18 protein-coding genes are annotated in these 23,300 nt (G+C 66.7%); 8 read left to right on the forward strand and 10 right to left on the reverse strand.

Annotated elements, in window-relative coordinates; genetic code table 11:
• Positions 1 to 48 precede the first annotated feature (48 nt).
• Positions 49 to 609, forward strand: coding sequence for a queuosine precursor transporter (locus G5A07_RS17140; RefSeq protein WP_191863670.1), 561 nt, complete (start codon positions 49 to 51; stop codon positions 607 to 609).
• A 283-nt stretch (positions 610 to 892) separates the two neighbouring features.
• On the opposite strand, the gene glnE is transcribed toward G5A07_RS17140, so the two are convergent.
• On the reverse strand, positions 893 to 3,688 hold the full coding sequence (gene glnE / locus G5A07_RS17145; protein ID WP_054170804.1) for a bifunctional [glutamate--ammonia ligase]-adenylyl-L-tyrosine phosphorylase/[glutamate--ammonia-ligase] adenylyltransferase: 2,796 nt from the start codon (positions 3,686 to 3,688) through the stop codon (positions 893 to 895).
• A 387-nt stretch (positions 3,689 to 4,075) separates the two neighbouring features.
• Here glnE and G5A07_RS17150 point away from each other — a divergent pair, with 387 nt between their 5' ends.
• On the forward strand, positions 4,076 to 5,590 hold the full coding sequence (locus G5A07_RS17150) for an acetyl-CoA hydrolase/transferase family protein (RefSeq protein ID WP_191863671.1): 1,515 nt from the start codon (positions 4,076 to 4,078) through the stop codon (positions 5,588 to 5,590).
• Positions 5,591 to 5,685: 95 nt separating this feature from the next.
• Here the strand turns inward: G5A07_RS17150 and G5A07_RS17155 are convergent, their stop codons facing one another.
• The 9 genes from G5A07_RS17155 to G5A07_RS17195 form a co-directional block, all read right to left on the reverse strand.
• Entirely contained in the window at positions 5,686 to 7,047 is a 1,362-nt protein-coding gene (locus tag G5A07_RS17155; RefSeq protein WP_053442430.1) for a VOC family protein, read from the reverse strand.
• A 160-nt stretch (positions 7,048 to 7,207) separates the two neighbouring features.
• Positions 7,208 to 7,696 (reverse strand): hypothetical protein, encoded by a 489-nt coding sequence (locus G5A07_RS17160; protein WP_191863672.1) that lies wholly within the window; start codon positions 7,694 to 7,696, stop codon positions 7,208 to 7,210.
• 31 nt (positions 7,697 to 7,727) lie between these two features.
• Positions 7,728 to 8,480 carry an HAD family hydrolase gene (locus G5A07_RS17165; RefSeq protein WP_109814295.1) on the reverse strand — a complete coding sequence of 251 codons (753 nt, stop codon included), beginning with the start codon at positions 8,478 to 8,480 and terminating at the stop codon, positions 7,728 to 7,730.
• A 95-nt stretch (positions 8,481 to 8,575) separates the two neighbouring features.
• Positions 8,576 to 8,986 (reverse strand): EF-hand domain-containing protein, encoded by a 411-nt coding sequence (locus tag G5A07_RS17170; protein ID WP_004139214.1) that lies wholly within the window; start codon positions 8,984 to 8,986, stop codon positions 8,576 to 8,578.
• A 232-nt stretch (positions 8,987 to 9,218) separates the two neighbouring features.
• Complete coding sequence (locus tag G5A07_RS17175) at positions 9,219 to 9,590, reverse strand: hypothetical protein (protein ID WP_099560566.1); 372 nt, start codon at positions 9,588 to 9,590, stop codon at positions 9,219 to 9,221.
• Positions 9,591 to 10,031: 441 nt separating this feature from the next.
• Positions 10,032 to 10,745: a M15 family metallopeptidase gene (locus G5A07_RS17180; protein ID WP_049454488.1), complete on the reverse strand. Its 714-nt coding sequence runs from the start codon at positions 10,743 to 10,745 to the stop codon at positions 10,032 to 10,034.
• Entirely contained in the window at positions 10,678 to 12,234 is a 1,557-nt protein-coding gene (locus tag G5A07_RS17185) for a serine hydrolase domain-containing protein (RefSeq protein WP_100447484.1), read from the reverse strand. The genes G5A07_RS17180 and G5A07_RS17185 overlap by 68 nt, the downstream gene beginning before the upstream one ends.
• A gap of 55 nt (positions 12,235 to 12,289) precedes the next feature.
• The gene (locus tag G5A07_RS17190; protein ID WP_191863673.1) at positions 12,290 to 15,313 is read right to left on the reverse strand and encodes a TonB-dependent receptor; all 3,024 of its coding nucleotides are present in this window, start codon (positions 15,311 to 15,313) and stop codon (positions 12,290 to 12,292) included.
• A gap of 51 nt (positions 15,314 to 15,364) precedes the next feature.
• Positions 15,365 to 16,837, reverse strand: a complete 1,473-nt coding sequence (locus G5A07_RS17195) for a transglutaminase domain-containing protein (protein WP_191863674.1) — start codon at positions 16,835 to 16,837, stop codon at positions 15,365 to 15,367.
• Positions 16,838 to 16,969: 132 nt separating this feature from the next.
• Between G5A07_RS17195 and G5A07_RS17200 the strand changes: the two genes are divergently transcribed.
• From G5A07_RS17200 to G5A07_RS17225, 6 genes are all read left to right on the forward strand, one after another.
• Positions 16,970 to 18,409 (forward strand): SH3 domain-containing protein, encoded by a 1,440-nt coding sequence (locus G5A07_RS17200; RefSeq protein WP_191863675.1) that lies wholly within the window; start codon positions 16,970 to 16,972, stop codon positions 18,407 to 18,409.
• Entirely contained in the window at positions 18,406 to 19,500 is a 1,095-nt protein-coding gene (locus tag G5A07_RS17205) for a dipeptide epimerase (RefSeq protein ID WP_012478950.1), read from the forward strand. Before G5A07_RS17200 ends, G5A07_RS17205 begins: the two co-directional genes overlap by 4 nt.
• 358 nt (positions 19,501 to 19,858) lie before the next feature.
• On the forward strand, positions 19,859 to 20,707 hold the full coding sequence (locus G5A07_RS17210; RefSeq protein WP_191863676.1) for a MurR/RpiR family transcriptional regulator: 849 nt from the start codon (positions 19,859 to 19,861) through the stop codon (positions 20,705 to 20,707).
• Positions 20,708 to 20,722: 15 nt separating this feature from the next.
• On the forward strand, positions 20,723 to 21,484 hold the full coding sequence (locus G5A07_RS17215) for a L,D-transpeptidase family protein (protein ID WP_191863677.1): 762 nt from the start codon (positions 20,723 to 20,725) through the stop codon (positions 21,482 to 21,484).
• On the forward strand, positions 21,481 to 22,782 hold the full coding sequence (locus G5A07_RS17220) for an amino acid permease (protein WP_010484214.1): 1,302 nt from the start codon (positions 21,481 to 21,483) through the stop codon (positions 22,780 to 22,782). Before G5A07_RS17215 ends, G5A07_RS17220 begins: the two co-directional genes overlap by 4 nt.
• A gap of 110 nt (positions 22,783 to 22,892) precedes the next feature.
• On the forward strand, positions 22,893 to 23,216 hold the full coding sequence (locus G5A07_RS17225) for a hypothetical protein (RefSeq protein ID WP_010484215.1): 324 nt from the start codon (positions 22,893 to 22,895) through the stop codon (positions 23,214 to 23,216).
• Positions 23,217 to 23,300: the final 84 nt, after the last annotated feature.

A 23,300-nucleotide genomic window follows, 5' to 3' on the forward strand; every position in this document is an offset into this window, starting at 1 on the left:
GCGGGCCGGGCGGATAATGGGCGATCCCCTTTGTCCTCCCGGCTCGCCATGTCCGTGCGTCCTGCCCCTGTGTTTGCCCCGCTGACCCCGCGCGCCCTGGTGCTGGCGGTGCTGGCGATGGGCGCGGTGGTGCTGCTGTCCAACGTACTGGTGCAGTACCCGATCAACGACTGGCTGACCTGGGGTGCCTTCAGCTATCCGGTCGCGTTCCTGGTCAGCAACCTGATCAACCGCCGTTTCGGCCCGGGCCCCGCCCGCCGCGTGGCGTGGATCGGTTTCGCGGTGGCGGTGCTGTTGTCGATCTGGGTGGCCACCCCGCGTATCGCCATTGCCTCGTGCTCGGCGTTCATCGTGGCGCAGCTGCTGGACATTACCGTGTTCGACCGCCTGCGCCGTGGCAGCTGGTGGCGCGCGCCGATGGTGGCCACCACCTGCAGCGCAACGGTGGATACCACCGTTTTCTGGTCGATCGCGTTTGCTGGTTCGGCGCTGCCGTGGGTGAGCTGGGCTGCGGGCGACCTGGCGGTGAAGCTGGCGATCGGCGTCTGCCTGCTGGCGCCGTTCCGCGCGCTGTTGTGGAAGATGGCGCCGCTGCGCGCCACCAGCTGAACGCACATGCTCTGGTAGGTACCGACCGTTGGTCGGCACGCTCCATCAGAGTTCATCACCGCTGACAGATTGTGCCAACCAAGGTTGGCACCTACCAACTGCAGGCCAACGGCCAGATCATCGGTCCGGCAGGTCAGCGCCGAGCCATTGATCCGGTGGGTGCCGACCGTTGGTCGGCACGCTCCATCAGAATTCATCGCTGCTGACAGATTGTGCCGACCAACGGTCGGCACCTACCAACAGCGGGTCATCGCAGGGCCATTGCTCTGGCGGATGCAACCACTCAGGCGAACGGCAACGCTGCAGCTCTGCACGCTGCGGTAATCGCGGCACACGCCTCTTCAATCGCGGGCGTGGTCGGTGCCAGTCGCGGACGTCGATCCAGCGTGCAGGCCAGACCCACGTCCAGCAGCGTGGCATGCGCGCCATGCAGCGCCTGCGCCGTGTCTTCCGGCAGGAAACCGGCAACCGCCAGCGCATCGATCAACGACGGCGTATCGCGTGGTTGCAGCAGCGCCGCATGCTGCGCACTGCGCGCCAGCACGCCGGTCTGCAGCAGGAACTCCAGGTCCACCACACCACCCGCGCCCTGCTTCAGGTCCAACCGCGCGGCATCGCTGCGGTCCAGTTCGGTGCGCATGCGGCCACGCATCTTCAACACATCGGCATACAGCGTGGCCGGATCGCGTTCGCGGCCCAGCGTCTGCGCACGCACCTGTTCGAAGTCAGCCAGCAGGCTGGCATCGCCGGCCACACCACGCGCGCGCACCAGGGCCTGGTGTTCCCAGGTCCACGCACGCTCGCGCTGGTACTCGGTGTAACTGGCCAGCGAAGACACCAGCGAACCCTTGCCGCCATCCGGGCGCAGGCGCACGTCGATGTCGTACAGGCGGCCCGCAGCAGTGACCGCACCGAGCAGCGCCATCACCTTCTGCGCCAGGCGCGCATACCAGCGCCCCGGCTCCAGCGGACGCGCGCCGTCGCTGGCGTCCACGCCGGCCGGATTGTCGTGCAGGAACACCAGGTCCAGATCGGAGCCGAAGCCCAGTTCCAGGCCACCCAGGCTGCCGTAGCCGATGATCGCGAAGCGGCCACCGGGAATCTCACCGTGTGCGGCGCGCATGTCCGCCTCGGCCATTGCCAGCACGGTGACCACCACCGCCTGCGCCAGTTCGGCCAGTTGCCGGGTGCTGTCCACCGCGCCCTGGCGGCCGTCCAGCGTGGCCATCGCCATGCGGAAGCTCAGCGCCAGCCGCGTCTCGTTGAGCCAGCGCAGCTGCGATTCGGGATCCTCCACCGGCAGCACCTGCTGGCACTCGGCCAGCATCCCGGCGGCATCCGGCATCGGCCCGGACACGCGTACGTCCAGCAATTCGTCCAACAGCAGCGGATACGCCGCCAGGCGTTCGGCCAGCAGTGCGCTGCGCGCCAGCACATCGACCAGCCGCGCCAACGCGCTGGGCTGCTCGTCCAGCAGCGCGAGATAACTGGTCCGGCGCAGCACCGCCTGAAGCAGGCCAAGCACGCGCTTGAGCGCGGCATCCGGCTGCGGCGAACGTGTGGCCGCATGCAACAACGCGGGCAGCACACGGTCCAGTCGCGCACGCGCGGCATCAGACAGTGACTTCACGCCGGTGCCCTGGGCGAAATCGCGCAGCGACTGGTCGGCGCCATTGGCATCGAGGAAACCGGCTTCGGCCAGCAGCGGTGCATTGCTGCCTTCGGGCAGGCTGCGCCAGTAGTTGGCCAGTGCATCGGGCGCGGCCTGGCCCTTGCGCGGTGCCAGCAACGCGGCGAATTCAGTACTGACGCGCTGCTGCTGTTCGGCCAACGCCGCGCGCAGCACGTCCCAGTCCGGGTAGCCGAGGCCGACGGCAATGCGCTCGCGGTCCAGCGCATCGCTGGGCAGCACATGCGTCTGCGCATCACGCAACATCTGCAGGCGGTTTTCCAGGCGGCGCAGGAACAGGTAAGCCTCGCGCAGCGCGCTGCCATCCTCAGGCGCGATCTGTCCGGCGGCGACCAAGGCGTCCAGCGCCACCAACAGGCGGCGCTCGCGCAGTGCTGGTTCACGGCCACCCCGGATCAGCTGCAGCGCTTGGCACAGGAATTCGATTTCGCGGATGCCACCGGCGCCGCGCTTGATGTCTTCATGCAGTTCACGGCGCGCGACTTCGGCGGTGATGGCCGCCTTCATCTCGCGCAGGCCATCGAGCGCGGTGAAGTCCAGGTAGCGGCGGTACACGAACGGGCGCAGGGTCTGCAGCCACGCTTCACCGGCCTCGATATCGCCGGCCACCGCGCGCGCCTTCAGCCAGGCGTAGCGTTCCCAGTCGCGGCCTTCGCGCTGGAAGTACTGATCCATCGCTGCGAACGACAGCGCGACGCGGCCGGCGCTGCCGAACGGGCGCAGGCGCAGGTCGACGCGGTGGCTGAAGCCATCGACGGTGGTTTCGTCCAGCAGCTTGGCCAGGCGCTGGCCGAGCCGGGCGAAATACTCTTCGGCGGCCAGCGCGCGCGGCCCGTCGGATTCGCCGCCGTGTGGGTAGGCGTAGACCAGGTCGATATCGGAACTGAAGTTCAGCTCGCCGCCGCCCAGCTTGCCGAGGCCAAACACCACCAGCTGCTGCGGAGCGCCTTCGCCATCGCGAACCACGCCGTGGCGCTGGGCGAACTCCTGCTGCAGGGCATCCAGCGCCAGCCGCAGGCAGTCCTCGGCCAGGGTGGTGGCGCCGGCCAGGGTCTGCGCCACGTCGTCCAGCCCGGTCAGGTCACGCCAGATCAGCCGCGTGGACATGGCCGTGCGCCAGCGCCGTATCTGCGCCGGCCAATCGCTGGGCTGCAGCGGGTCGAGCACGGGTGCGGGGATCGGCGGGCAGCCGGGCGCGGCCAGCTGCGCCAGCAGCGCCGGTTGCCGCACCAGGGTATCGAGTGCGAAATCGCTGGTGACCGCCAACCGGGTCAGCAACGGCAGCAGGTCAGCCGGGACGGGCTCGGGCAGGACCTGGGCCAGGCGCGCCAGGGCGCGGTCGACAAGAGGCTGCAGGGAGGCGGGCAGGTCAGCGGGGGCGAGAGTCATGCCCTGATTCTCGCGGGGTCGGATCCCTTTGCCAACGGCGAAGGGCTCTGCCCCCGAGATGCCGCCGCTTGATGCCGCGGGTGGGGTCAGAGCCTTTTGCCCTTGGCAAAAGGATCCGACCCTGAAGGGGTGCCGCGTATTCATGCTGGGCGGCAGGCAATAAAAAAGCCCGCTTGCAGCGAACTGCCAGCGGGCTCTGCTCCCTCCCCCACGTCGGGATGCAGGGCCATCGTGCGGGCTGCGAAAGCACTTTGCACGCTGCACTGCAAAACAAAACCGGCGGGTATGGGTGAGCCCTCCGGGGAAAAGCCATTCCACGAAGGTAGAACCCCCCGTACGGATGAGGATGGCCGATAATCGGGATTCCCCCCAGCAACACGTGTCGTCATGTCTGTTGATCGCATCGCCAACGCGCGTCTCCGTGACCGCGTGGTCTCCGCAGAGGCCGCAGCCGCGCTGATCCAGCCCGGTGAAACCGTGGCCATGAGCGGCTTTACCGGCTCCGGGTATCCCAAGGCCGTTCCCGTGGAACTGGCCCGCCGCATCGAAACGGTGCATGCCCAGGGCCAGCCCTTCCAGATCAGCCTGATGACCGGCGCCTCCACCGCGCCGGAACTCGATGGCGCGCTGGCCAAGGCCGATGGCATCGCCATGCGCATGCCGTTCCAGAGCGACCCGGATGCGCGCAACCGCATCAACGAGGGCAAGCTGGATTACATCGACATCCACCTCAGCCACGTGGCCCAGCACGTGTGGTTCGGCTTCTACGGCGAGATCGATACCGCCGTGATCGAAGTCTCGGCCATCCGTGAAGACGGTTCGCTGGTGCCCTCCACCTCGGTCGGCAACAACAAGACCTGGCTGGACCTGGCCAAGAAAGTGATCGTCGAGGTCAACGAGTGGCAGCCGGCCGGCGTCGACGGCATGCATGACATCTACTACGGCACTGCGCTGCCGCCGCACCGCAAGCCGATTCCGCTGGTGAACGCCAACGACCGCATTGGCGACACCGCGCTGCGCTGCGACCCGGACAAGATCGTGGCCGTGGTGCGTACCAACGGCCCGGACCGCAACAGCCCGTTCAGCCCGATCGATGCAACCAGCGAACAGATCGCCTCGCACCTGATCGAGTTCCTCAAGCACGAGGTGAAGAAGGGCCGCCTGCCGCCGAACCTGCTGCCGCTGCAGTCGGGCGTGGGCAACATCCCCAACGCGGTGCTGGCCGGCCTGGCCAAGAGCGGTTTCCGCGACCTGGCCGCGTTCACTGAAGTGATCCAGGACGGCATGCTCGACCTGCTGCGCGACGGCGTGCTGAGCTATGCCTCGTGCACCGGCTTCGCGCTGAGCCCGCAGGCCAACGAGACGTTCAAGGAGAACATCGATTTCTACCGCGAGCGCATCATCATGCGCACGCAGGAAATCTCCAACCACCCCGAACTGGTGCGCCGCCTGGGCTGCATCGGCATGAACGGCATGATCGAAGTGGACATCTATGGCAACGTCAATTCGACGCACGTGATGGGCACGCGGATCATGAACGGCATTGGCGGTTCGGGTGACTTTGCCCGCAACGGTTTCCTGTCGGCGTTCCTCAGCCCATCCACCGCCAAGAACGGCACCATCTCGGCGATCGTGCCGATGGCCAGCCATGTCGATCACACCGAGCACGACGTGTCGGTGATCGTCACCGAACAGGGCCTGGCCGATCTGCGTGGGCTGACCCCGCGCAAGCGCGCGCAGGTGCTGATCGACAACTGCGCGCACCCGGATTTCCGCCCGCAGCTGCAGGATTACTTCAACCGTGCCAGCCGCGAAAGCTACGGCAAGCACACCCCGCACCTGCTGCCGGAAGCGCTGTCGTGGCACCAGCGCTGGCTGGATACCGGCACGATGAAGGGCTGATTATTCTCGGTTCGCCGGGCATGGCCCGGCGCTACCAGCTTCCAGTGGGTGCGGACCTTGGTCCGCACCCACCACGCGCACCAAAGCGGTGCCGATCAGGCGCGCAGCGCCGCCAGCGATTCCGCCTGCAGCCGCTCGTAGATCTCGAACTCGTCATTCACCGCCACGCCCAGCGCCTGCTCGAAGGCCTCGCGGTTGGCGTGCGCGGCATAGGCGCGCTGTTCTTCGCCGCCCAGGTTCGACTGGAAGATGCCCGCGGCACTGACCGGCAGGAAATCCTCGTAGACGATCGGATCGGCCGTCGCCAGGCCCGCGGCCACCAGCACTTCAGCCGGCAGATCCGCCACGCGCTCGGGCGCGGCACGGCCGGCGTCGGTCAGCTGGTAGCGGTAATAGCCCAGCCCTTCCTGGCGCAGCGTGTCATGGTCATCCGGGAAGCTGGCGAACACCGCCTGCAGGCGCTGGCCGTAGTCGCCGCCGGTGCTGCCTTCGCCACCGGCATCGCGTGCCTGCGACAGCAGCTGGTCGTACAGCGCGCGGCCCTTCGGGGTCAGCGCAAGGCCGCGCTGTTCGATCTCGCCGAAGCGCGCGGTATGCGTGCCGGCATCGCCACCTTCCGCGTCCGGGAAATGCACTGCCTCTTCCAGCGCCTTGAAGCTGGTCTGGCGCAGCAGGATCGGGCAGGCGCGGCGCGGCGGGCCTTCGATCACCGCCTTGGCCGCCATGCCGTGTTCGATCATCGCCGCCTGCGCAGCGTCGATGTCCAGCGTGCGCGGGGTCAGGTGATTGATGTGCGGGCCGCGGAAACTGACCACGTCGGCCACCAGCCGATGCGCGTTGTGCAGCGCGTGGTAGGTCGGCAGGTCGACCGTGGCATCGCCGTGCCAACGGAAGGTTTCCAGTGCTTGCTCGACGAAGCGCTCGGCATCGGCCTGCGCCAGGCCACCGTCACGCTCGGCCTGGTCGATCAGCGCCAGCGCGCCCTCGGTGAAGATGCGGCGGCGCGCAAGGATCTTCGCCGATTCGGCACGCAGCGCTTCGTCTTCGATCAGCTCCAGGCGCAGCAGCGAGGTGAACACGCGGAACGGATTCTGCGCCAGCGCGGCGCCGGTCAGCGGGCGGAACGCGGTGGAATGCACCGGCACGCCGGCCACCGACAGGTCGTAGTAGCCGACCGGGTACATGCCCATCACCGCGAACAGGCGGCGCAGCGTGGCCAGTTCCTGCACGGTGCCCACCCGGATCGCGCCATGGCGTTCTTCATCCAGGCGCGCACGCTCGTCATTGCGCTGCAGTTGCGCGGCCAGCGCCGGGTCCTGGGCAAGCACCTGCGCGTTGATCCGCTCCACCAGTTCCACCAGCGTGCCGTACAACGGCACTTCGGTGCGGTACATGCGGGACATGGCCTGTGCGAACAGGCGGCGGATCACATCAGGCGAAACGAAAGAGGCGCTCATCAGTCACTCGATTACGGGATCGGGGAACAGCTCGAACCCGTATTGTCGCCGGAGCGCGCGGCGGCGGCGATATGCAGAGCAACATGAAACATCGGTAGCGCCGGGCCATGCCCGGCGGATCCCAAGGCCGCGCTGCGCGCTCGCCGGGCTTGGCCCGGCGCTACCGCTTCAACTGGCGCCTGAGGGTGGCATCCAGGGTGATCGGCCGGTCCCAGTGCTGGTAGCTGGCCACGATGGCATGGCGCACGGCGCGGTAATGCAGGTTGTCCGGCGTGGTGGGCATGCGCTTCACCACCGCCTCCCAGCCGCCCTCCGGGTCCTGGCTGAAGGCGCGCACGCTGTCGCGGCAGGTCTGGCCACTGGCCTTGGCCCAGAAACAGGCGAAGTAGATGTCCCCGGCCTGCCAGCCATGGGTGGTGAACAGCGCGCTGATATAGCCGCGCGGCACGCCGGCATAGCGCGACACCTCATCGAGAAAGGCATCCGGGTAGCGCTCGGCGTAATGATTGATGTCCTGCAGCTGGGCATCGACCCAGCTGTCGCCGGTGTCCACTTCATAGGTGGTCGAACGCTCGGCCGTCTGCTGGGCCAGCACGGTGGCCGGCGCCAGCAGCAGGGACAACAGCAGCATGCGCAGTCGGTGGTTCATGGCCCGATTCTGCCGCAGCCGCCGGGCCCTGTCAGGCCGCCGCCGCGGCCTTGGCTTCGATCGCCGCCAGTGCGGCCGGCCAGTCGTGGGCGGTATCGGCGGTGACCATGCGCGGTTCATCGTCGGCCACGCCGTGCTGGGTCTCGTGTGCCCAGGTCACTGCATACGGGGTATGCACGCCCCAGCCACCGAGGGTGACCACCGGCTCGATGTCCGAACGCAGCGAGTTGCCGACCATCACGAAGCGCTGCATCGGCAGATCGAATTCGGCCAGCACGCGGGCGTAGGTTTCCGGGTCCTTCTCCGAGACGATCTCGATGCGCGGGAACAGCTCGCCCAGGTTGGCGACCTTGATCTTGGCTTCCTGGTGGAACAGATCGCCCTTGGTGATCAGCACTACCGGGTAGTGCTCGGCGATGGCTGCCACGGCTTCGCGCACACCGTCGATCAGCTCGACCGGATGGCGTAGGGTGTCGTGACCGATGTCCAGAATGCGCTGGATGTCCTTGGCCTCGATGCGCTGAGCGGTGATGTCGATGGCCGCTTCGATCATCGACAGGGTCATGCTCTTCACACCGTAGCCGAAGGTGCCCAGGTGGCGCTGCTGAACTTCCAGCAGGTGGCGCGCGGTCTGGGTGTCATGCACGTCGACGTAGCGCGACAGCAGGTCAAGGTAATCCTGCTCGGCCTTGCGGTAGTAGTCCTCGCTCTTCCACAGCGTATCGTCACCGTCAAAACCGACCAGGCCGATGGCGCGCGACGGCGCAGGCGTGGAGGTGTTCATCGGCCAAGGATACAGGGGTGGCGATGACGAGAAAAACCCGGGCGGCCGCAGCCGCCCGGGTCCCCATGCACCGGCCTTCCCGAATCAGGTGTGGATCAGCGGCCCTGGGCCGCGCCGGCACCCGCACCGGCCTGCTGCGCGGCCACGTAGGCCTTGTACTCATCGGCGCTCAGTTCACCGTCCTTGTTGGTATCGGCCTGGTCGAACACCTGGGCCAGGCCCGCGTTCACCTGTGCCTCGGTCTTGCTGATGGTGCCGTTGCCATCGGTATCGATGCTGGCCCAGGTCTGGCCACCGCCATTGGCCTGCGCCGATGCCGCGGCGGCCGCATTGGTCGCCTGGTCAGCCGCCTGCCCTGCCTGTGCCGCCGACTGCTGCGCCTGCGCGGCTTCGTTCTGTGCCTGCGCGGCCTGCTGCTTGGCCGACTGGGCCATCGCCGGAATGGCCAGCACGCTGCCGGCGGCGACGATCAGGGCGATCAGGGGCTTGCGGTTGCGAATAGTCATCAGGGGTGTCTCCTACCGATTGGGTGGTGTTGCGCGGCGTGTTGTCTCCGCACGGCACCTACCCTGCCACCGCGTTTCTGAATCGATTTTGCCCCGCGACCAGCGTCAACACGCACGATTAACCACTCGCCTCCACGCATGCTTTAGCGCGGTGGTTAGCAGCAAGTGAGCAGCTCATAAGATGCGCATTCAGCGCTGCCGGATTTAACCGGCAACCAACGAAAAACCTGCGTCAGTCGACGTTCTGTGCCAATGACCGCGAACTGAACAACACCCAGCCGAGGGCAACACCGGCGAGCGCGCCGGCGATTTCCAGCACCACGCGGCTGCCGAGTTCGTTCGGATCATGGATGGTGGCGAGGAACAGGCGCGCGTACAGTGGGGATTCCAGCCGCACGATGCCCATGTAGAACAGCTTCCATGCATCGATGCCGGCGGAGATGATCACGGCGATGACGCAGGACCAGCCGATCGCGTGGCCGACTGTCCAGTGCAGGAGCCGGCACAGCTGCGACCACAGGAAGTACACCAGCAGCCCGACCAGCAGGGCGATGGCGCCGGCTTCCAGGGTACCGAGCAGGCCGAAGTGCAGGGGAAGGTTCATCGGGCGGGCAGGGATGAAGAGGCGGCCAGTGTAAGGGATCTGCCCCGGACCCAATCCGGCAGCCACGGTAGATCCACGCCATGCGTGGGTGAATCTCTCGAAATCGAATATCTCGACGATTGAACAAAGAACAGCCGAGCATGGGCTCGGCTCTACAACGGACCGCGCGGGGAATTGTCGAAGGCTGGGTGGGTCCGGTTGCGGGGGCGTGAGCCGCATGGATGCGGCGACCGAGCTTACATGGGTGAGGGCGCTTTGCTTGCGAAGCACTGCTTCGCAAGCGCCCGAACGCACAGCCGCCAGCGGCTGGGCCGGACCCCGGAGGGGGACTTGCAGCGTCCCACGCAACCGGACCCACCCAGCCATCCCACGGAATGCCAGCTGTTGCTTCGGCCGTTGCAGTTGCCTCTGCAGGTGCAGGGCGCAGCCCTGCCGATACCCCTACCGCACTGGGACGTCGTACGCGGTGCCGGGATCCGGTTCCGGCTGGAACGTGTAGTGCCACCACTCCTGCGGATAGTTCACGAAACCACGCCGTGCCATTGCCTGTACCAGTTGCCGCCGGTTCGCCTGCTGCGTCTCACTCAGCCCGCTCGTCTGCGTATGCGCGCGTGGCCCGAAGAAATCGAAGTCGGTGCCCATGTCCAGCGGCGTACATGCTCTGCTGCGGCAATCCAGCAGGCCCAGATCCACCGTGGCACCGCGGCTGTGGCCGGAGCGTTCGGCGATGTAGCCATCGGCCAGCAGGCGCGACTTGTCCAGGTCCGGATACTGCTGTGCCTTGCGCGAGAGCTCGCGCGGATCGTTCACCCAGGCCATGAAGGCCTGCACCGAACGCACCGGCCGGTAGCAGTCGTAGAGGCGCAGGCCGAAGCCATCGGCGCGCAGGTCCTGTTCCACCTCGGCCAGCGCCTTCGCCACCGGCGCCAGCAGGTAGCAGGACGACGCCTCGTAGCCGGGCACGCGCGCGCCGGTGAAGTTGTTGGCGCCGGCGTAGCGGATGTCCATGTCGATGCCTGGCGACAACGCGCGGATCTCCACCAAACCAGCGCTGGCCGCGTCGGTGGCCGGTGAAACACGCGGTGGCTCAGCGGCGCTGGCGGTCGCTGCCAGCGCAGTCGCCAGTACGAGTGAAATGCAGGTCCTGGAAGTCATAGCTGAAGTCGATGTCCGGATCGATGGCGCGCAGGTCCAGCGTCGGTACCGGGCCCTCGCCTGGCTGCAACCACGCCTGCGCTTCGTCGCCAAGCGTATCCCAGCGCAGCAGCCAGCGCCCCTGCAACTTCAGCACGGCCGCCTGCAGCGCTGGCGACTTGTCGACGCTGAAGCGCAGGCCGTCCTTGCCCGGGCACAGCGAGGCCGGGCCCAGCCAGGGATCGGCGTAGCGGCCCTGCCAGCGCTGCAGATCGGAAGCCGCGAGTCGCTGCGCAGATGAAGTCACAGGTCGCTGATGCCCGGTTGCCGCACGAGCGGCCTGGTCCGCCTTCAGTTCGGCCAGGTATTCCATCGCCGGGCGTGCATCGTCGGGTGCGGTGAAGCGCTTCAGCGTGGCCTGCATCAGCGCGGTGCGCGCATCCTCGCCTTCGCCGTTGATCAGCATCACCACGCCCACCCTGCGGTCGGGCAGCAGCGCCAGCGACGAATACATGCCCGACAGCGTGCCGGTGTGGGCCACCTTCCACTGCCCGTCCATGTCCGACACGCGCCAGCCATACCCATAACCGTAGAAATGCGCGTTGTCCCAGCGCCGCTGGCGCTCGCCCAGCGGCATGGGCATGTGCAGGGTCCACAGCGTGCGGCGCTGCTCAGCGCCCAGCCATTCCGGCACCAGCGCAGGATCCAGCAGCACCTGCATCCAGCGCGTCATGTCGCGCAACGAACAGCGGATGCCCCCAGCCGCCATCGAGGGTTGGTCCGGGCTGATCGCTCCATCGGCGTTCACCACTTTATTATTGCGATCACCGCGCCGGGCATGCGGCTGCGCCACGTTGCCCACGCGCTTCACCGACCACGCCCCCACCTGGCAGCGCGTCATGCCCAGTGGCTCGAACACCTGCTCGCGCATCAGCTGGTCATACGGCTTGCCACCCGCCGCCGCCGCCACTTCACCTGCCACCACATACATCAGGTTGTCGTAGGCGTAGTGGCTGCGAAAACTACTGACCGGCTTCAGGTGCGCCAGCCCGGCAATGATGTCGGCGCGGGTGAACGTGTTCGGTTCCGGCCACAGCATCAGGTCACCGGCGCCCAGGCCCAGGCCGCTGTTGTGGATCAGCAGGTCGCGCACCTGCATCTGCTCGCCCACCCACGCATCGTGCATGCGGAAGTCCGGCAGATGCCGCCGCACCGGATCCTCCCAGCGCAGCTTGCCCTGCTGCACCAGCCGCGCCAGCAGCGCGGCGGTCATCGCCTTGCTGTTGGAGGCGATCTTGAACAGCGTGTCCTGGTCGATATGGCCGCCATCGCCGCGCGCGCCCTCGGCATGCTGGTACACCACACGCCCCTGCTCGACCACCGCCATGGCCAGCCCAGGCAGGTGCTCGTGCTGGACCACGGCGGCGACGTCGGCATCGAGGGAGGCGATGTCGGTCGCCGAAGCGGACGGTGCGGCCAGTGCCGCCGCGACGATCAGCAGGTGGTACATGCGCGCAGCCCTTCCATTGCCCGCGCCGTCACGGTGGACGGCGGGGATCGTGGCCTCAGAAGTTCCAGGTCACCACCAGCTGGGTGTAGCGCGGGGCCTGCCAGCGCGTCCCGGTGCCGAACGTCGCCTCGCGGTACTGGCCGGGCTGCGCTTCATAGCGCTGGTGCACGTTGATGGTCTTCTGGTTGTTGAACAGGTTGTACACCGACAGCCGTGCACTGAGGTCGATGCCCTCCACCGGCAAACGCCAGGTCACATTGGCGCCCATGGTCCAGGTCCACGGCAGGCGACCGAACGCACCGCGTGGGCTGTACTCGAACTGCCGCTGGTTGTACGGACCGGAACAGTTGGCCACGCACAGCCAGCCGGTGCCACCACCGCTACCTTCGCTGGAGGTACTACCACCGGCGATGGAATCGTTTGGCCACATCACGCCGTAGGCCGTGATCGGACCACCGGACTGCACCTGCAGCGTGGTTCCGAACGACCATTGCTTGTTCAGCGCGTAAGCGGCACGCAGCTTGAACTGGTGGCGGAAGTCGTTGAACAGCACGCCATAGCGCTCGTTGGTGGCCGGATGGTCCCAGAACTGAACCATGCCCGTGTCGCCGTAGTTGGTATCGGAATTCACAGGGCCTTCGAAATTGCCCTCGCTCTTCGACCACAGGTAGGACGCGTTGAACATCCACTTCTCGTCCCATGCACGGTCGATCTGGAACTCCAGTGCCTTGTAGGTGCGCTTGGGCTTGGAGTAACCGATCACCTCGCCGCTGCCACCCTTGCGATAACCGCTGTTGGCGGTATCGATGGTGATCCAGCCCTCGTTGGCGCAGCCGATGCTCTTATCACCCCAGATCGTCAGGCTCTCGCCCGGGTTGGCGATCGGCCACAGCGTGCTGGGGGTCGGGCCGCATGGGGTGTAATTGATGCGGATGTCGTCCAGCGCACGGGTCATGCGTCGATAGGTGGCGTTGACGCCCCACGACCATGCCTGGTTGATCATGTTCTGGAAGCCCAGGATGTACTCGTCCTGGTAGACCGCCTTGAGGTCGCGATCCACACTCTGGCGCAGGTCGGCACCGCCGGTGTTCATGCGGGTGTCGGTCGGCCCGATCTGCTGGCCGACGACCGGTGCCATGTACGGTGAGCCGGTCGGCGAGGTTTTCCTCTCCCAGCCATTGAGCACGTAGTAGCTGTACTCGTCAGTCAGGCCACCTGCGAAATTCACGTTGATGTTGTTGGTGACAGGCAGGTAGTAGCGGCCGGCGTTGCCGAACAGCTTGGTGCTGCCATCACCGCGCATGTCCCACGAGAAGCCGACGCGAGGTGCGATCAGGTCATCCATCTTGATGAACGCCTTGCCGGCGGCGGTACGGTTCTCGAAACGGTCCCAGCGCACGCCCAGGTTCAGCATCAGGTTCGGGGTGATGTTCCAGATGTCTTCCACGTACAGCGCATTGGCTTCGGTCTCGAACGTGCCGCCCGACTTGCGGTTGCGCGCACGCAGCATTTCGGTAACGCCAGCCGGTACGTAGGCATTGGCACCGTCCCAGACTTCATCGCCGGGGCGCGCCACGTAGGCGGTGTAGCTCAGTTCGGTCGGGCCGGGGTAGCGGGTGGACTGCTTTGTGGTCATCAGCTCACGGTCGACACCGAAGCGCAGCAGGTGGTCACCCAGCTGCCATTCGAAGTCCAGTCGCGCCACGTCACGGGTATCGTCACGCTCGGCCACTGCCGTGCCCGTGGGGTGGCAGCCTGCGCGCAGGCCCTGCAGCTTGCCCAGGCGCGGGCCGTAGGTACTGTCGGTGAACACGGGGCTGCAGGCCTGATCCAGCGATGAATTGGTGAACGCACGCTGGTTGTTCTGGCCGACCATGGCGCGCGCGGTGAAGTTCTGTCCGAAGTGGCCGGTGTAGGTGGCCGACCAGTTGCGGCCGCCGGTCTCGGTGACCGAATCGCCGCCCCAGGCGCCGAGCTGGTCGGCGTTCCAGTTGTAACCGTACGACGCATTGGTGACATCGCCCTCATCCGAAAACGCCAGCAGCGCCAGGCTGTGGTTGTCGTTGATGTTCCAGTCCAGCTTGGTGCCCCAGAAGCCGTTGCCGGAATCGTTCTTGAACCAGGTACTGCCATCGGACGAGGTGTTGTGTCCCTTGTCGCTGCGGTCTTCGTACATCGCGAACAGGAACAGCTTGTCCTTGACGATCGGGCCGGAGCCCCACACGTTGGTCTTCAGGAAGGAGTTGTTGTCGCGGCTGCCGTAGGAATGCGGGGTGCCGTCGCGGTGGAAATGATCGCCGCCACTGGCGCGCCACGCACTGGGCTCGGCGGTGACTTCAACACCGCCCTCGAATTCGTTGCTGCCCGAACGGGTCACCGCATTGATCACGCCACCGGTGGAGCGGCCGAACTCGACCGAGTAGCCACCGGTCTTGACCTGGAACTCCTTGAAGAAGGCGAACGGCGCGGTGCTGAAGCCGCGACGGGTATACATGTCGGTGACATTCAGGCCATTGATGAAGACCGCATTCTCGGCCACCGATGAACCAGCGAATGACAGGCCGCCGAATGACGAGTTGCCGCCGACCACGCCCGGCGCCATCAGCGCGACCGCAGACAGGTCCTGCGCCACCGGCAGCCGCGAGATCTCCTGGCGGTTGATGTTGAAGGATGTCTCGGTGGAGTAGACATCCACGCGGTTGACCACGCGGGTGCCGACCACCTGCAGCGCATCGAGATTGGTGACGCCGCCGCCACTGGCCAGGTTGACCGTGGTGGTTCCGCCTACTGCCACACTGACAGCAATCTGATCGCCCAGCTTCTGGCCATCGCGGCTGAGCTGCAGCTGGTAGTCACCTACCGGCAGCTGGCCGAGGCGGTAGCTGCCGTCGGCGCCGACGGTGACGGTACGGGTCAGACCCGTACTGTTGCTGACCACGGTCACCTGGTCGCCCGCGGTTGCACGGCCGGCAACTGCGCCGCTCACGTTCTGTGCCATCGCGATGCCGGGCAGCACTACGCCCAGACACGCCCCAAGGGCGACGCACAACGCCGCCCGCTTGATGCTGTAAGCCTTCATCCCCTGCTCTCTCCTGCAAGAATTGAATGGTGTGGAATGCGGTGTGTCGCGCTAGCGTTGCCTGGCTGGCAGTACCCGCCACTGGAAGTCGTAGCTCCATTGGTCGAAGTACAGGTTGCCGCCTGCCCACTCGGCCTCGCCGCGCTGCGAGTCGACCGTTTCCGAGCGGAAGTGCTGCTTGGCCGGCACGAAGGGCTGGCCGAAATCGTCGTTGAAGGCGATGCGGTAGCCGTCGAGGCCACCCAGGTAGAAATCGCGCAGTGCAGGCACATCGCTGGCAAGCGCGCCGGTGGTCACGTCCATCGGCAGCCAGCCATACGGCGCCAGGTAGACCTGGCCCCAGTCATGCAGGTTGTTGTAGCCGCTGCCATCGCCGGAGAACACCATGCCCGACTGCCAGCGCGCGGGAATGCCGTTCATGCGCAGCAGCGCGATCAGCAGCAGGGTCTGTTGGCCGCAGTCGGCATGGCCGGCATGCAGCGCGTAATCGCTGATGTTGCTGAGCGTGGAGTATTCGCGCGCACCGGCCCAGGGAATGCGATCCACGGCAGCAAACAGCTTGCGCAGCACTTCATACGGACGTGTCTCGCCCTGCAGTACCTGGTCGGAGAACAGCTTCAGCGCCGGGGTGAAGCGCACATGCGGCAGCTGCTCGGCCAGATAGGGCTTCAAGGCCGGATCAGCCGGGGTTGGCTGTACCTTGGCCGGGTCGATCGCGGTATGCCGGGCGAGGATCGTGACCGCGTAGCGGATCTCGAAGCGCGTCGGCTGCCCAGCCACTGCCTTGGCTTCCAGGTACGCGGTGCGCTGCAGGGTACTGGCCGGTGCCACCCGCGCCTTGCCCGGGGTGCTGCCCAGCCACTGCACCTGTTCCTGCTGCCCGGGGATCTCGCGCGGGTACGGAATCCACGCGCGGATCGTTTCACCGGCGGGCACCACATCGGATTTCACCGTGAGCGACTGGGTGAATTCGTAGCGCTGCGGCAGTACCGACGCCTGGCCACTCTGTTCGGCCGCGGCAACCACGCCTGCGTGGTGGGCGTTGAGCACTTCGTTGGGGCCCGGAGGCGGCATCGGTGCATCCGTGCGGCGGCGCGCGCGTGCTTCGTCGCTGAGCAGGAACAGGTTCGACGGTGCGCGCTTGAAGTACCAACGCTCGCCATCGGTATCGAGATGCTCGATCAGGCCGAGTTGGTCCCAGCGCGCAAATTCGTCGTCGGTCAGATCGGGAATCCAGCGGCGCACGGCGTCCTTGGCGGCGTTTTCGCCGAGGGAAAAATCCAGGCGGATGCGGCGCATGCGCTCGCGCTGGAAGGTCCCCTCGGTGGTATCGCCTGCCGTTGCCAGCAGCGCTTCGGCATCGCTGAAGCGACCTCTGTCGATCAGGTCGATCACCTGCGTCTGGCGCGCCCGCTGCTGGCTGCTATGCCCATCCGTCGCCTGCGTGGCCGACACCCACAGCAGCAACACGGCACCCAGGCCGGCGGCGGCAGTCAGACGCGGTTTGCGAACGGCAGGATCCACAGCGACACTTCCCCAGCGCGGGTGGTAACGGCTGTGTAACACGGGCCGGGATGTTGGTCAATAATTTATTCTTGCTTTCGGGGCCAAAAGGAATAAATATTCCAACAGGCATTCGAGGAGGGTGTGCACCGCATGAGCCTGGCTTTCCGCGAACGGCACCGGCATTGGCCGCGCCGCTTGACCCTGGCCCTGTGCCTGCTGGCCGCTCCGGCCTTTGCACAGGCGGCCCCACCGCCCGACCCGGGTGCGCCGCTGCCCTATGTGATCGGCCTGCACGAGGCCTATCTGACCCCGCAGTACTGGGCCGCGCGCCTGGACAACGCCGATGCGCCGATTCTGGATCGCGCGCAGATCGAAGCACAGAACGCGCGGATGCGGGCGCAGGACAGCCACATCCAGGACATCGCCGCACTGCCCGCCCAGCTTGATGCGGCGACGGTTCGCGCCAGCATCACCGCGCTGTCGAGTTGGCCCACCCGCGCCCTCTACAACGACAAGGGCCAGGCGATCGCGACCGCACTGCGCAGCGCGATCGAAGCCAACCTCGGCCTCGATGCGATTCCTGCCCAGGTGCCACCGGCCTACGGGCTGGTGGTGAAGCGCGCGGCACTGCGTACCTTCCCCACCCGCGAGCGGGTCTTCAGCACTGCCGGTGACACCGACATCGACCGCTTCCAGGAATCGGCACTGTTCCCCGGCGACAAGGTCGCGGTGGTCCATCGCAGTACCGATGGCCGTTGGCTGTTCGTGCACAGCGAGCGCTACAGCGCATGGATCGAGGCCGATGCCATCGCCAGCGGCGACAAGGCCACGGTGCTCGGCTATGGCACGAAGGGCCCGTACCGCATCGTCACCGGCGCCACCGCGCAGACCGCCTACACCCCGGAGGAACCGCGCGTCTCGCGCCTGCAGCTGGACATGGGCGTGCGCCTGCCGGTGCTGGCCGACTGGCCCGCTTCAGAACCCGTGAACGGCCAGCAGGCGCACGCGTCGTGGGTGGTGCAGCTGCCGGTGCGCGAGGCCAACGGGCGCCTGAAGCTGGTGCCGGCGCTGCTGCCGCGCTCGCAGGACACAGCCGCCGACTACCTGCCGCTGACCCCGCGCCTGCTGCTGCAGCAGGCCTTCAAGTTCCTGGGCGAACGCTACGGATGGGGCCACGACTACGACACCCGCGACTGCAGCGGGTTCGTTTCCGAGATCTACCGCAGCTTCGGCGTGCTGCTGCCGCGCAATACCAGTGCACAGGCGGTCAGCCCCGCGCTGGATCGCCTGCCCTTCACCGGCAAGGACGGCAAAGCGGTACGCGACCGCGCCGTCACCGACCTGCAGGTGGGCGACCTCGTCTACATTCCCGGGCACGTGATGATGGCCATCGGCCATGTCGACGGCCGCACCTGGGTGATCCACGATACGGCGGGCGGCAGCTGGTTCGGTACCGACGGCACGCGCGTGCAGGCCCACCTCAATGGTGTTTCGGTCACGCCGCTGGAGCCGATGATGGCCAGCGATACCGTCCGCTACATCGACCGCATCACCAACATCCAGCGCCTGCGGGCCAAGACTCCTGAATGAAGATCACTGCCATCGAACTGGGCATGCTGCGCGTGCCGCTGAAGACGCCGTTCAAGACTGCCCTGCGCACGGTGGAAACCGTGGAAGACGTGGTGGTTCTGATCCGCACCGACACCGGCCACACCGGTTACGGTGAAGCCCCGGCCACTGCGGTGATCACCGGCGATACGCACGGCTCGATCATCGAAGCGATCCGCCACTTCATCGCCCCGCGCCTGATCGGCCAGGACGTGGTCAACCTCAACCATCTGTGCACGCTGGTGCAGACCGCCATGGAGCGCAACACCAGCGCCAAGGCGGCGGTGGAGATCGCGCTGTACGACCTGTGGGCGCAGCTGCACGGTGCGCCGCTGTACCAGATGCTCGGCGGCGGCGACCCGGTGATCACCACCGACATCACCATCAGCGTGGACTACATCGACAAGATGGTGGCCGACTCGTTGTCGGCGATCGAACGCGGCTTCGAGTCGTTGAAGATCAAGGTCGGCAAGGACATCGGGCTGGACATCGAACGGGTCAAGGCGATCCATGCCGCCGTGGAAGGCCGCGCCCTGCTGCGCCTGGATGCCAACCAGGGCTGGACCGCCAAGCAGGCGGTGCATGCGATGCGCACGCTGGAGGAAGCCGGCGTGGTGCTGGAGCTGCTGGAGCAGCCGGTGAAGGCCGCGGACATCAGTGGCCTGAAGTACGTCACCGACCGCGTCAACACGCCGGTGATGGCCGACGAAAGCGTGTTCAGCCCCAGCCAGGTGATGGACCTGATCCAGCAGCGCGCGGCCGACATCATCAACATCAAGCTGATGAAGACCGGCGGCCTGTCCAACGCGATCCGCATCGCCGACATCGCCGGCATCTACGGCGTGCCGTGCATGATCGGCTGCATGATCGAGTCGAGCATCAGCGTGGCCGCAGCCGTGCACCTGGCCGTGGCCAAGAGTGATGTGATCACCAAGGTTGACCTCGACGGTCCCTCGCTGGGCCAGTTCGACCCGGTCAGCGGCGGCGTGCATTTCAACGAATCGGAGATCAGCATCAGCGACGTGCCGGGGTTGGGCATCACCGAAGTGCGTGGGCTGGAGATGCTGGGTTGATTTCTGCCTTGCGGCTGACGTTGCGTGCCACTGGCGTTGGGTCGCGCGTTACTTTTCTTTTCGCGAAAAGAAAAGTAACCAAAAGAAACGCTCCGCCGGCCGCGAGCCGGTGCTACGCACCGGTTCCCTGCGCTCCTCGGCCCGTCGAGGGACGGCGCGGGAACTCGCTACCCTCAGACACCCGCGCCTCTTCGCCCTCGCCGGACCTGCGGTGCTCGGCTCGCTTGAAGGCGGACTCAACGTCAAAAGCAACAACTGCGCTCCGTAACCTCTTCGAGGCTGGAACCCGCTCGACCCATTCCATGACACGCTCTACGCTGCCAGCCGCAACGCGCCCACACATGCCCGGACACCCCGCATGCCGCCCCTGCTGAAGATCCGCACCGAGCGCGGGCAGATGTCGGCCATCGAGCGCCGCATCGCCGACTTCATCCTCGACAATGCCCACCTGCTGCGCGACTACTCGTCACAGCAGCTGGCCAGTGCGCTCGGCATCAGCCAGTCCAGCGTGGTGAAGTTCAGCCAGAAGCTCGGCTTCAAGGGCTACCCGGACCTGAAGTACTCCATCGGCCAGGACGTCGCCCGCGCCGGTGCCGATCCGCAGCAGGCGCCCGACGAACCCGACAGCGGCGATGACTACCTGCGCCTGGGCGAGGCGCTGCGCCGCAGCAAGGCGCAGGCCGAGGAGGAAACACGCCAGGCCAATCCACGCGCGGAGATCGAGCGCATCGTGCAGCTGCTCGACGGTGCGCCCAAGCTGTTCGTGTACGGCCTGGGTGACGACGGCCTGTTCGCGCGCGAGTTCGCCATGCGGCTGTCGCTGCTTGGCCTGCTGGTGGTGCCGCATACCGACCCGATCCTGATGCTGGCCAATCTGTCGGCCGCACGCCCGGGCGATGCGCTGCTGATGTTCTCCGAGTTCGGCAACCTGCCCCAGCTTTCGCAGCTGTCACGGCAGTTCCAGGACATGGGTGGCAAGGTGATTTCCATCACCCGCCACACCGCCAACCCGCTGCGCGCGCATGCTGATGCTGCGCTGGTGGTGTGTGCGCACGACCGCACGCCGCAGGTCGCGCAGCTGCTGTACCGTAGCGCCATGCACGCCCTGCTCGATTTCCTGTTCGTGCTGCTCTGCCACACCAATCCGGACCGCCAGCGGCAGCTTGCGGTGAACCTGGAGCGGATCGACCACCTGCTGGATTCCTGACCGGAGCACCTGTTGATGAAATCACTGGTCCGTTTCGCTACCGCTGCACTGCTGCTTGCCGCGGCGGTATGCGTCCACGCTGCGCCGCTGGATGGTGCGCGCCAGCTGATCGTGGTCACCAGCGAAGGCTGGGACAGCACCCAGGGGCAACTGCAGGCCTATGTGCGCGACGGCAAGGGCTGGCACGCGCATGGACAGGCGTTCCCGGTGGCGCTCGGCCGCACCGGCAGTGCCTGGGGCCTGGGCCTGCACCCGGCGCAGGCCGACGGCCCGCAGAAGCAGGAAGGCGATGGCCGCAGCCCGGCCGGCATATTCGCGCTCGGCAGTGCGTTCGGCTATGCCGTCACCCGCCGCGGCACCGCCATGCCCTACCAGCCGATGCTGGACAGCAGCTACTGCATGGACGTGCCCGGTTCGCCGTTCTACAACCGCATCGTTGATGAAAAGAAGGTCGGCAATGCAGCGGTCAAGGGCTCCACCGAGCCGATGCGGCTGGATCTGCACAACAAGAGCGACGTGCGCTACCGGGAGGGCTTCGTGATCGCCCACAACCCGGACAACCAGCCCGGCAAGGGCAGCTGCATCTTCGCCCATCTGTGGCGCCAGCCCGGCGAGGCCACCGCCGGCTGCACGGCCATGCCGCAGGAACGCATGCAGGCACTGCTGGACTGGCTGCGGCCGCAGGACGCGCCGCGTTTCGTCCTGCTGCCGCGCGCCGAGTACAGGCGACTGCAGGCGCAATGGGAGCTGCCTTCATTGAATGGAGACGGCCATTGAGCGCACAGGACGAACCGCAGCTGCAACGCGCGGTCAGCCGCTGGCAGATCGTCGGCCTGTCGATCAACGATGTGATCGGCAGCGGCATCTACCTGCTGCCGGCCGCCACCGTCGCCCTGCTCGGTCCCTTCAGCCTGTGGGGCGTGGTCGCCGCCGGCATCGTGGTCGCGCTGCTGGTGCTGTGCTACGCGCAGGCCGCCAGCTACTTCGATGAACCCGGTGGCAGCTACCTGTATGCACGCGAGGCGTTCGGGCGATTCGCCGGGTTCGAGATCGGCTGGATGATCTGGCTGACCCGCATCAGCTCGGCGGCCGCACTCAGCAACGCGCTGGCCGATGCCGTCGCGCGTTTCTGGCCGTGGGCCGGTGCCGGCATGGGGCGCATCGCGGTGATCGTGGTGTCGCTGGGCTTCCTAACCGGCGTCAACATCATCGGCGTGCGCTCGGCCGCGCGTACCGGCGTGGTGCTGGTGATCGGCAAGATGCTGCCGCTGCTGCTGTTCGTGGCCATCGGTGCGTTCTACATCGACCCACAGCTGGCCTTCTCCGGACAGCGTCCGGACCCGCATGACCTGCAGCGCATGGGCGAAGCCGCCTTGCTGCTGCTTTACGCCTACGCGGGCTTCGAGAACATCCCGGCCGCTGCCGGCGAGTACCGCAATCCGCGCCGCGATATTCCGTTCGCCCTGATCACCATGATCATCACCGTCACCGTCATCTACGGCGCGGTGCAGGTGGTGGCGCAGGGCACGCTGGCCGGCCTGTCCAGCTCGGCCACGCCGCTGGCCGATGCCGCCGCCGGCTTCGGTGGCGAAGCGCTTGCGCTGATCCTGACGGTCGGCGCCACCATCTCCATCCTCGGCACCAACAGCAACACGATGATGATGGGCCCGCGCTTCCTGTTCGCGCTGGCCCGCGATGGCTACGGGCCGAAGATCCTGGCGCAGGTACACCCACGCTTCCACACCCCGGCCGCCTCGATCCTCTGCCAGGGCCTGATCGCGCTCGGCCTGGCCCTGTCCGGTTCGTTCGTGCAGCTGGCCCTGCTGTCGATGACCACGCGCTTGTTCGCCTACATCGGAACGGCCGCTGCGGTGCTGGTGCTGGCCAAGCGCTACGCCGACCGGCCAGGTGCGCTGAAGCTGCCGGGTGGCCCGCTTATTCCGGTGCTGGCGCTGCTGCTGTGCCTGGCGCTGTTCGCCAGTGCCAGCTGGCAGAACATCGCCGCGGCACTGGTGGCGTTTGCCATCGGCGCGGTGATCTACAAGCTGCCGCGCAAGGATGCCGACGCCGGGTGATCGGTAACGCCGCGGGATGCCCGGCGGATTGATCTGGTTATCACGCTGCCGGACCGGGCCGTTAACCGCCACGCAGGCACGATCGGGCTTCGTCCACAACGGAGCCTTCCATGACCGAGTACCAGATCCCCGGCCGCGTACCGGACGACAGCACCCCGCGCGATGCGGTCAGCAACTACTGGCGCGAACGCTACACGGCCGAGCCCTACTACGACGACCAGTTGTTCTTCGAGGACTACGAGCCTGCCTACCGTATCGGCCATGCGGCTCGCGCACAGGACATGATCCGCGCCTACGAACAGGTCGAAGCCGAGCTGGAATCGCGCTGGGCCAATGAACGTGGCCGCAGCCGGCTGGAATGGGCGCAGGCGCGCGGTGCGGTGCGCCGTGGCTGGGAGGATGCACAGCTGGCGGACCCGCGGTTGAAGCGATAGCGCCATGCTCCTGTAGAGCCGAGCCCATGCTCGGCTCTCGCACCACGTCTGTAGAGTCGAGATCCTATGTTCGTGGTCAAGCCT

The organism is Stenotrophomonas sp. AS012628 (assembly GCF_010608305.1).
GTDB classification, from domain to species: domain Bacteria; phylum Pseudomonadota; class Gammaproteobacteria; order Xanthomonadales; family Xanthomonadaceae; genus Stenotrophomonas; species Stenotrophomonas geniculata.

What these genes read in the sequence shown, in the direction of transcription:
- G5A07_RS17140 (WP_191863670.1), top strand. Translation starts at nt 49, where the DNA reads ATGTCCGTGCGTCCTGCCCCTGTGTTTGCCCCGCTGACCCCGCGCGCC.
- glnE (WP_054170804.1), bottom strand. Translation starts at nt 3,688, where the DNA reads ATGACTCTCGCCCCCGCTGACCTGCCCGCCTCCCTGCAGCCTCTTGTC.
- G5A07_RS17150 (WP_191863671.1), top strand. Translation starts at nt 4,076, where the DNA reads ATGTCTGTTGATCGCATCGCCAACGCGCGTCTCCGTGACCGCGTGGTC.
- G5A07_RS17155 (WP_053442430.1), bottom strand. Translation starts at nt 7,047, where the DNA reads ATGAGCGCCTCTTTCGTTTCGCCTGATGTGATCCGCCGCCTGTTCGCA.
- G5A07_RS17160 (WP_191863672.1), bottom strand. Translation starts at nt 7,696, where the DNA reads ATGAACCACCGACTGCGCATGCTGCTGTTGTCCCTGCTGCTGGCGCCG.
- G5A07_RS17165 (WP_109814295.1), bottom strand. Translation starts at nt 8,480, where the DNA reads ATGAACACCTCCACGCCTGCGCCGTCGCGCGCCATCGGCCTGGTCGGT.
- G5A07_RS17170 (WP_004139214.1), bottom strand. Translation starts at nt 8,986, where the DNA reads ATGACTATTCGCAACCGCAAGCCCCTGATCGCCCTGATCGTCGCCGCC.
- G5A07_RS17175 (WP_099560566.1), bottom strand. Translation starts at nt 9,590, where the DNA reads ATGAACCTTCCCCTGCACTTCGGCCTGCTCGGTACCCTGGAAGCCGGC.
- G5A07_RS17180 (WP_049454488.1), bottom strand. Translation starts at nt 10,745, where the DNA reads ATGACTTCCAGGACCTGCATTTCACTCGTACTGGCGACTGCGCTGGCA.
- G5A07_RS17185 (WP_100447484.1), bottom strand. Translation starts at nt 12,234, where the DNA reads ATGTACCACCTGCTGATCGTCGCGGCGGCACTGGCCGCACCGTCCGCT.
- G5A07_RS17190 (WP_191863673.1), bottom strand. Translation starts at nt 15,313, where the DNA reads ATGAAGGCTTACAGCATCAAGCGGGCGGCGTTGTGCGTCGCCCTTGGG.
- G5A07_RS17200 (WP_191863675.1), top strand. Translation starts at nt 16,970, where the DNA reads ATGAGCCTGGCTTTCCGCGAACGGCACCGGCATTGGCCGCGCCGCTTG.
- G5A07_RS17205 (WP_012478950.1), top strand. Translation starts at nt 18,406, where the DNA reads ATGAAGATCACTGCCATCGAACTGGGCATGCTGCGCGTGCCGCTGAAG.
- G5A07_RS17210 (WP_191863676.1), top strand. Translation starts at nt 19,859, where the DNA reads ATGCCGCCCCTGCTGAAGATCCGCACCGAGCGCGGGCAGATGTCGGCC.
- G5A07_RS17215 (WP_191863677.1), top strand. Translation starts at nt 20,723, where the DNA reads ATGAAATCACTGGTCCGTTTCGCTACCGCTGCACTGCTGCTTGCCGCG.
- G5A07_RS17225 (WP_010484215.1), top strand. Translation starts at nt 22,893, where the DNA reads ATGACCGAGTACCAGATCCCCGGCCGCGTACCGGACGACAGCACCCCG.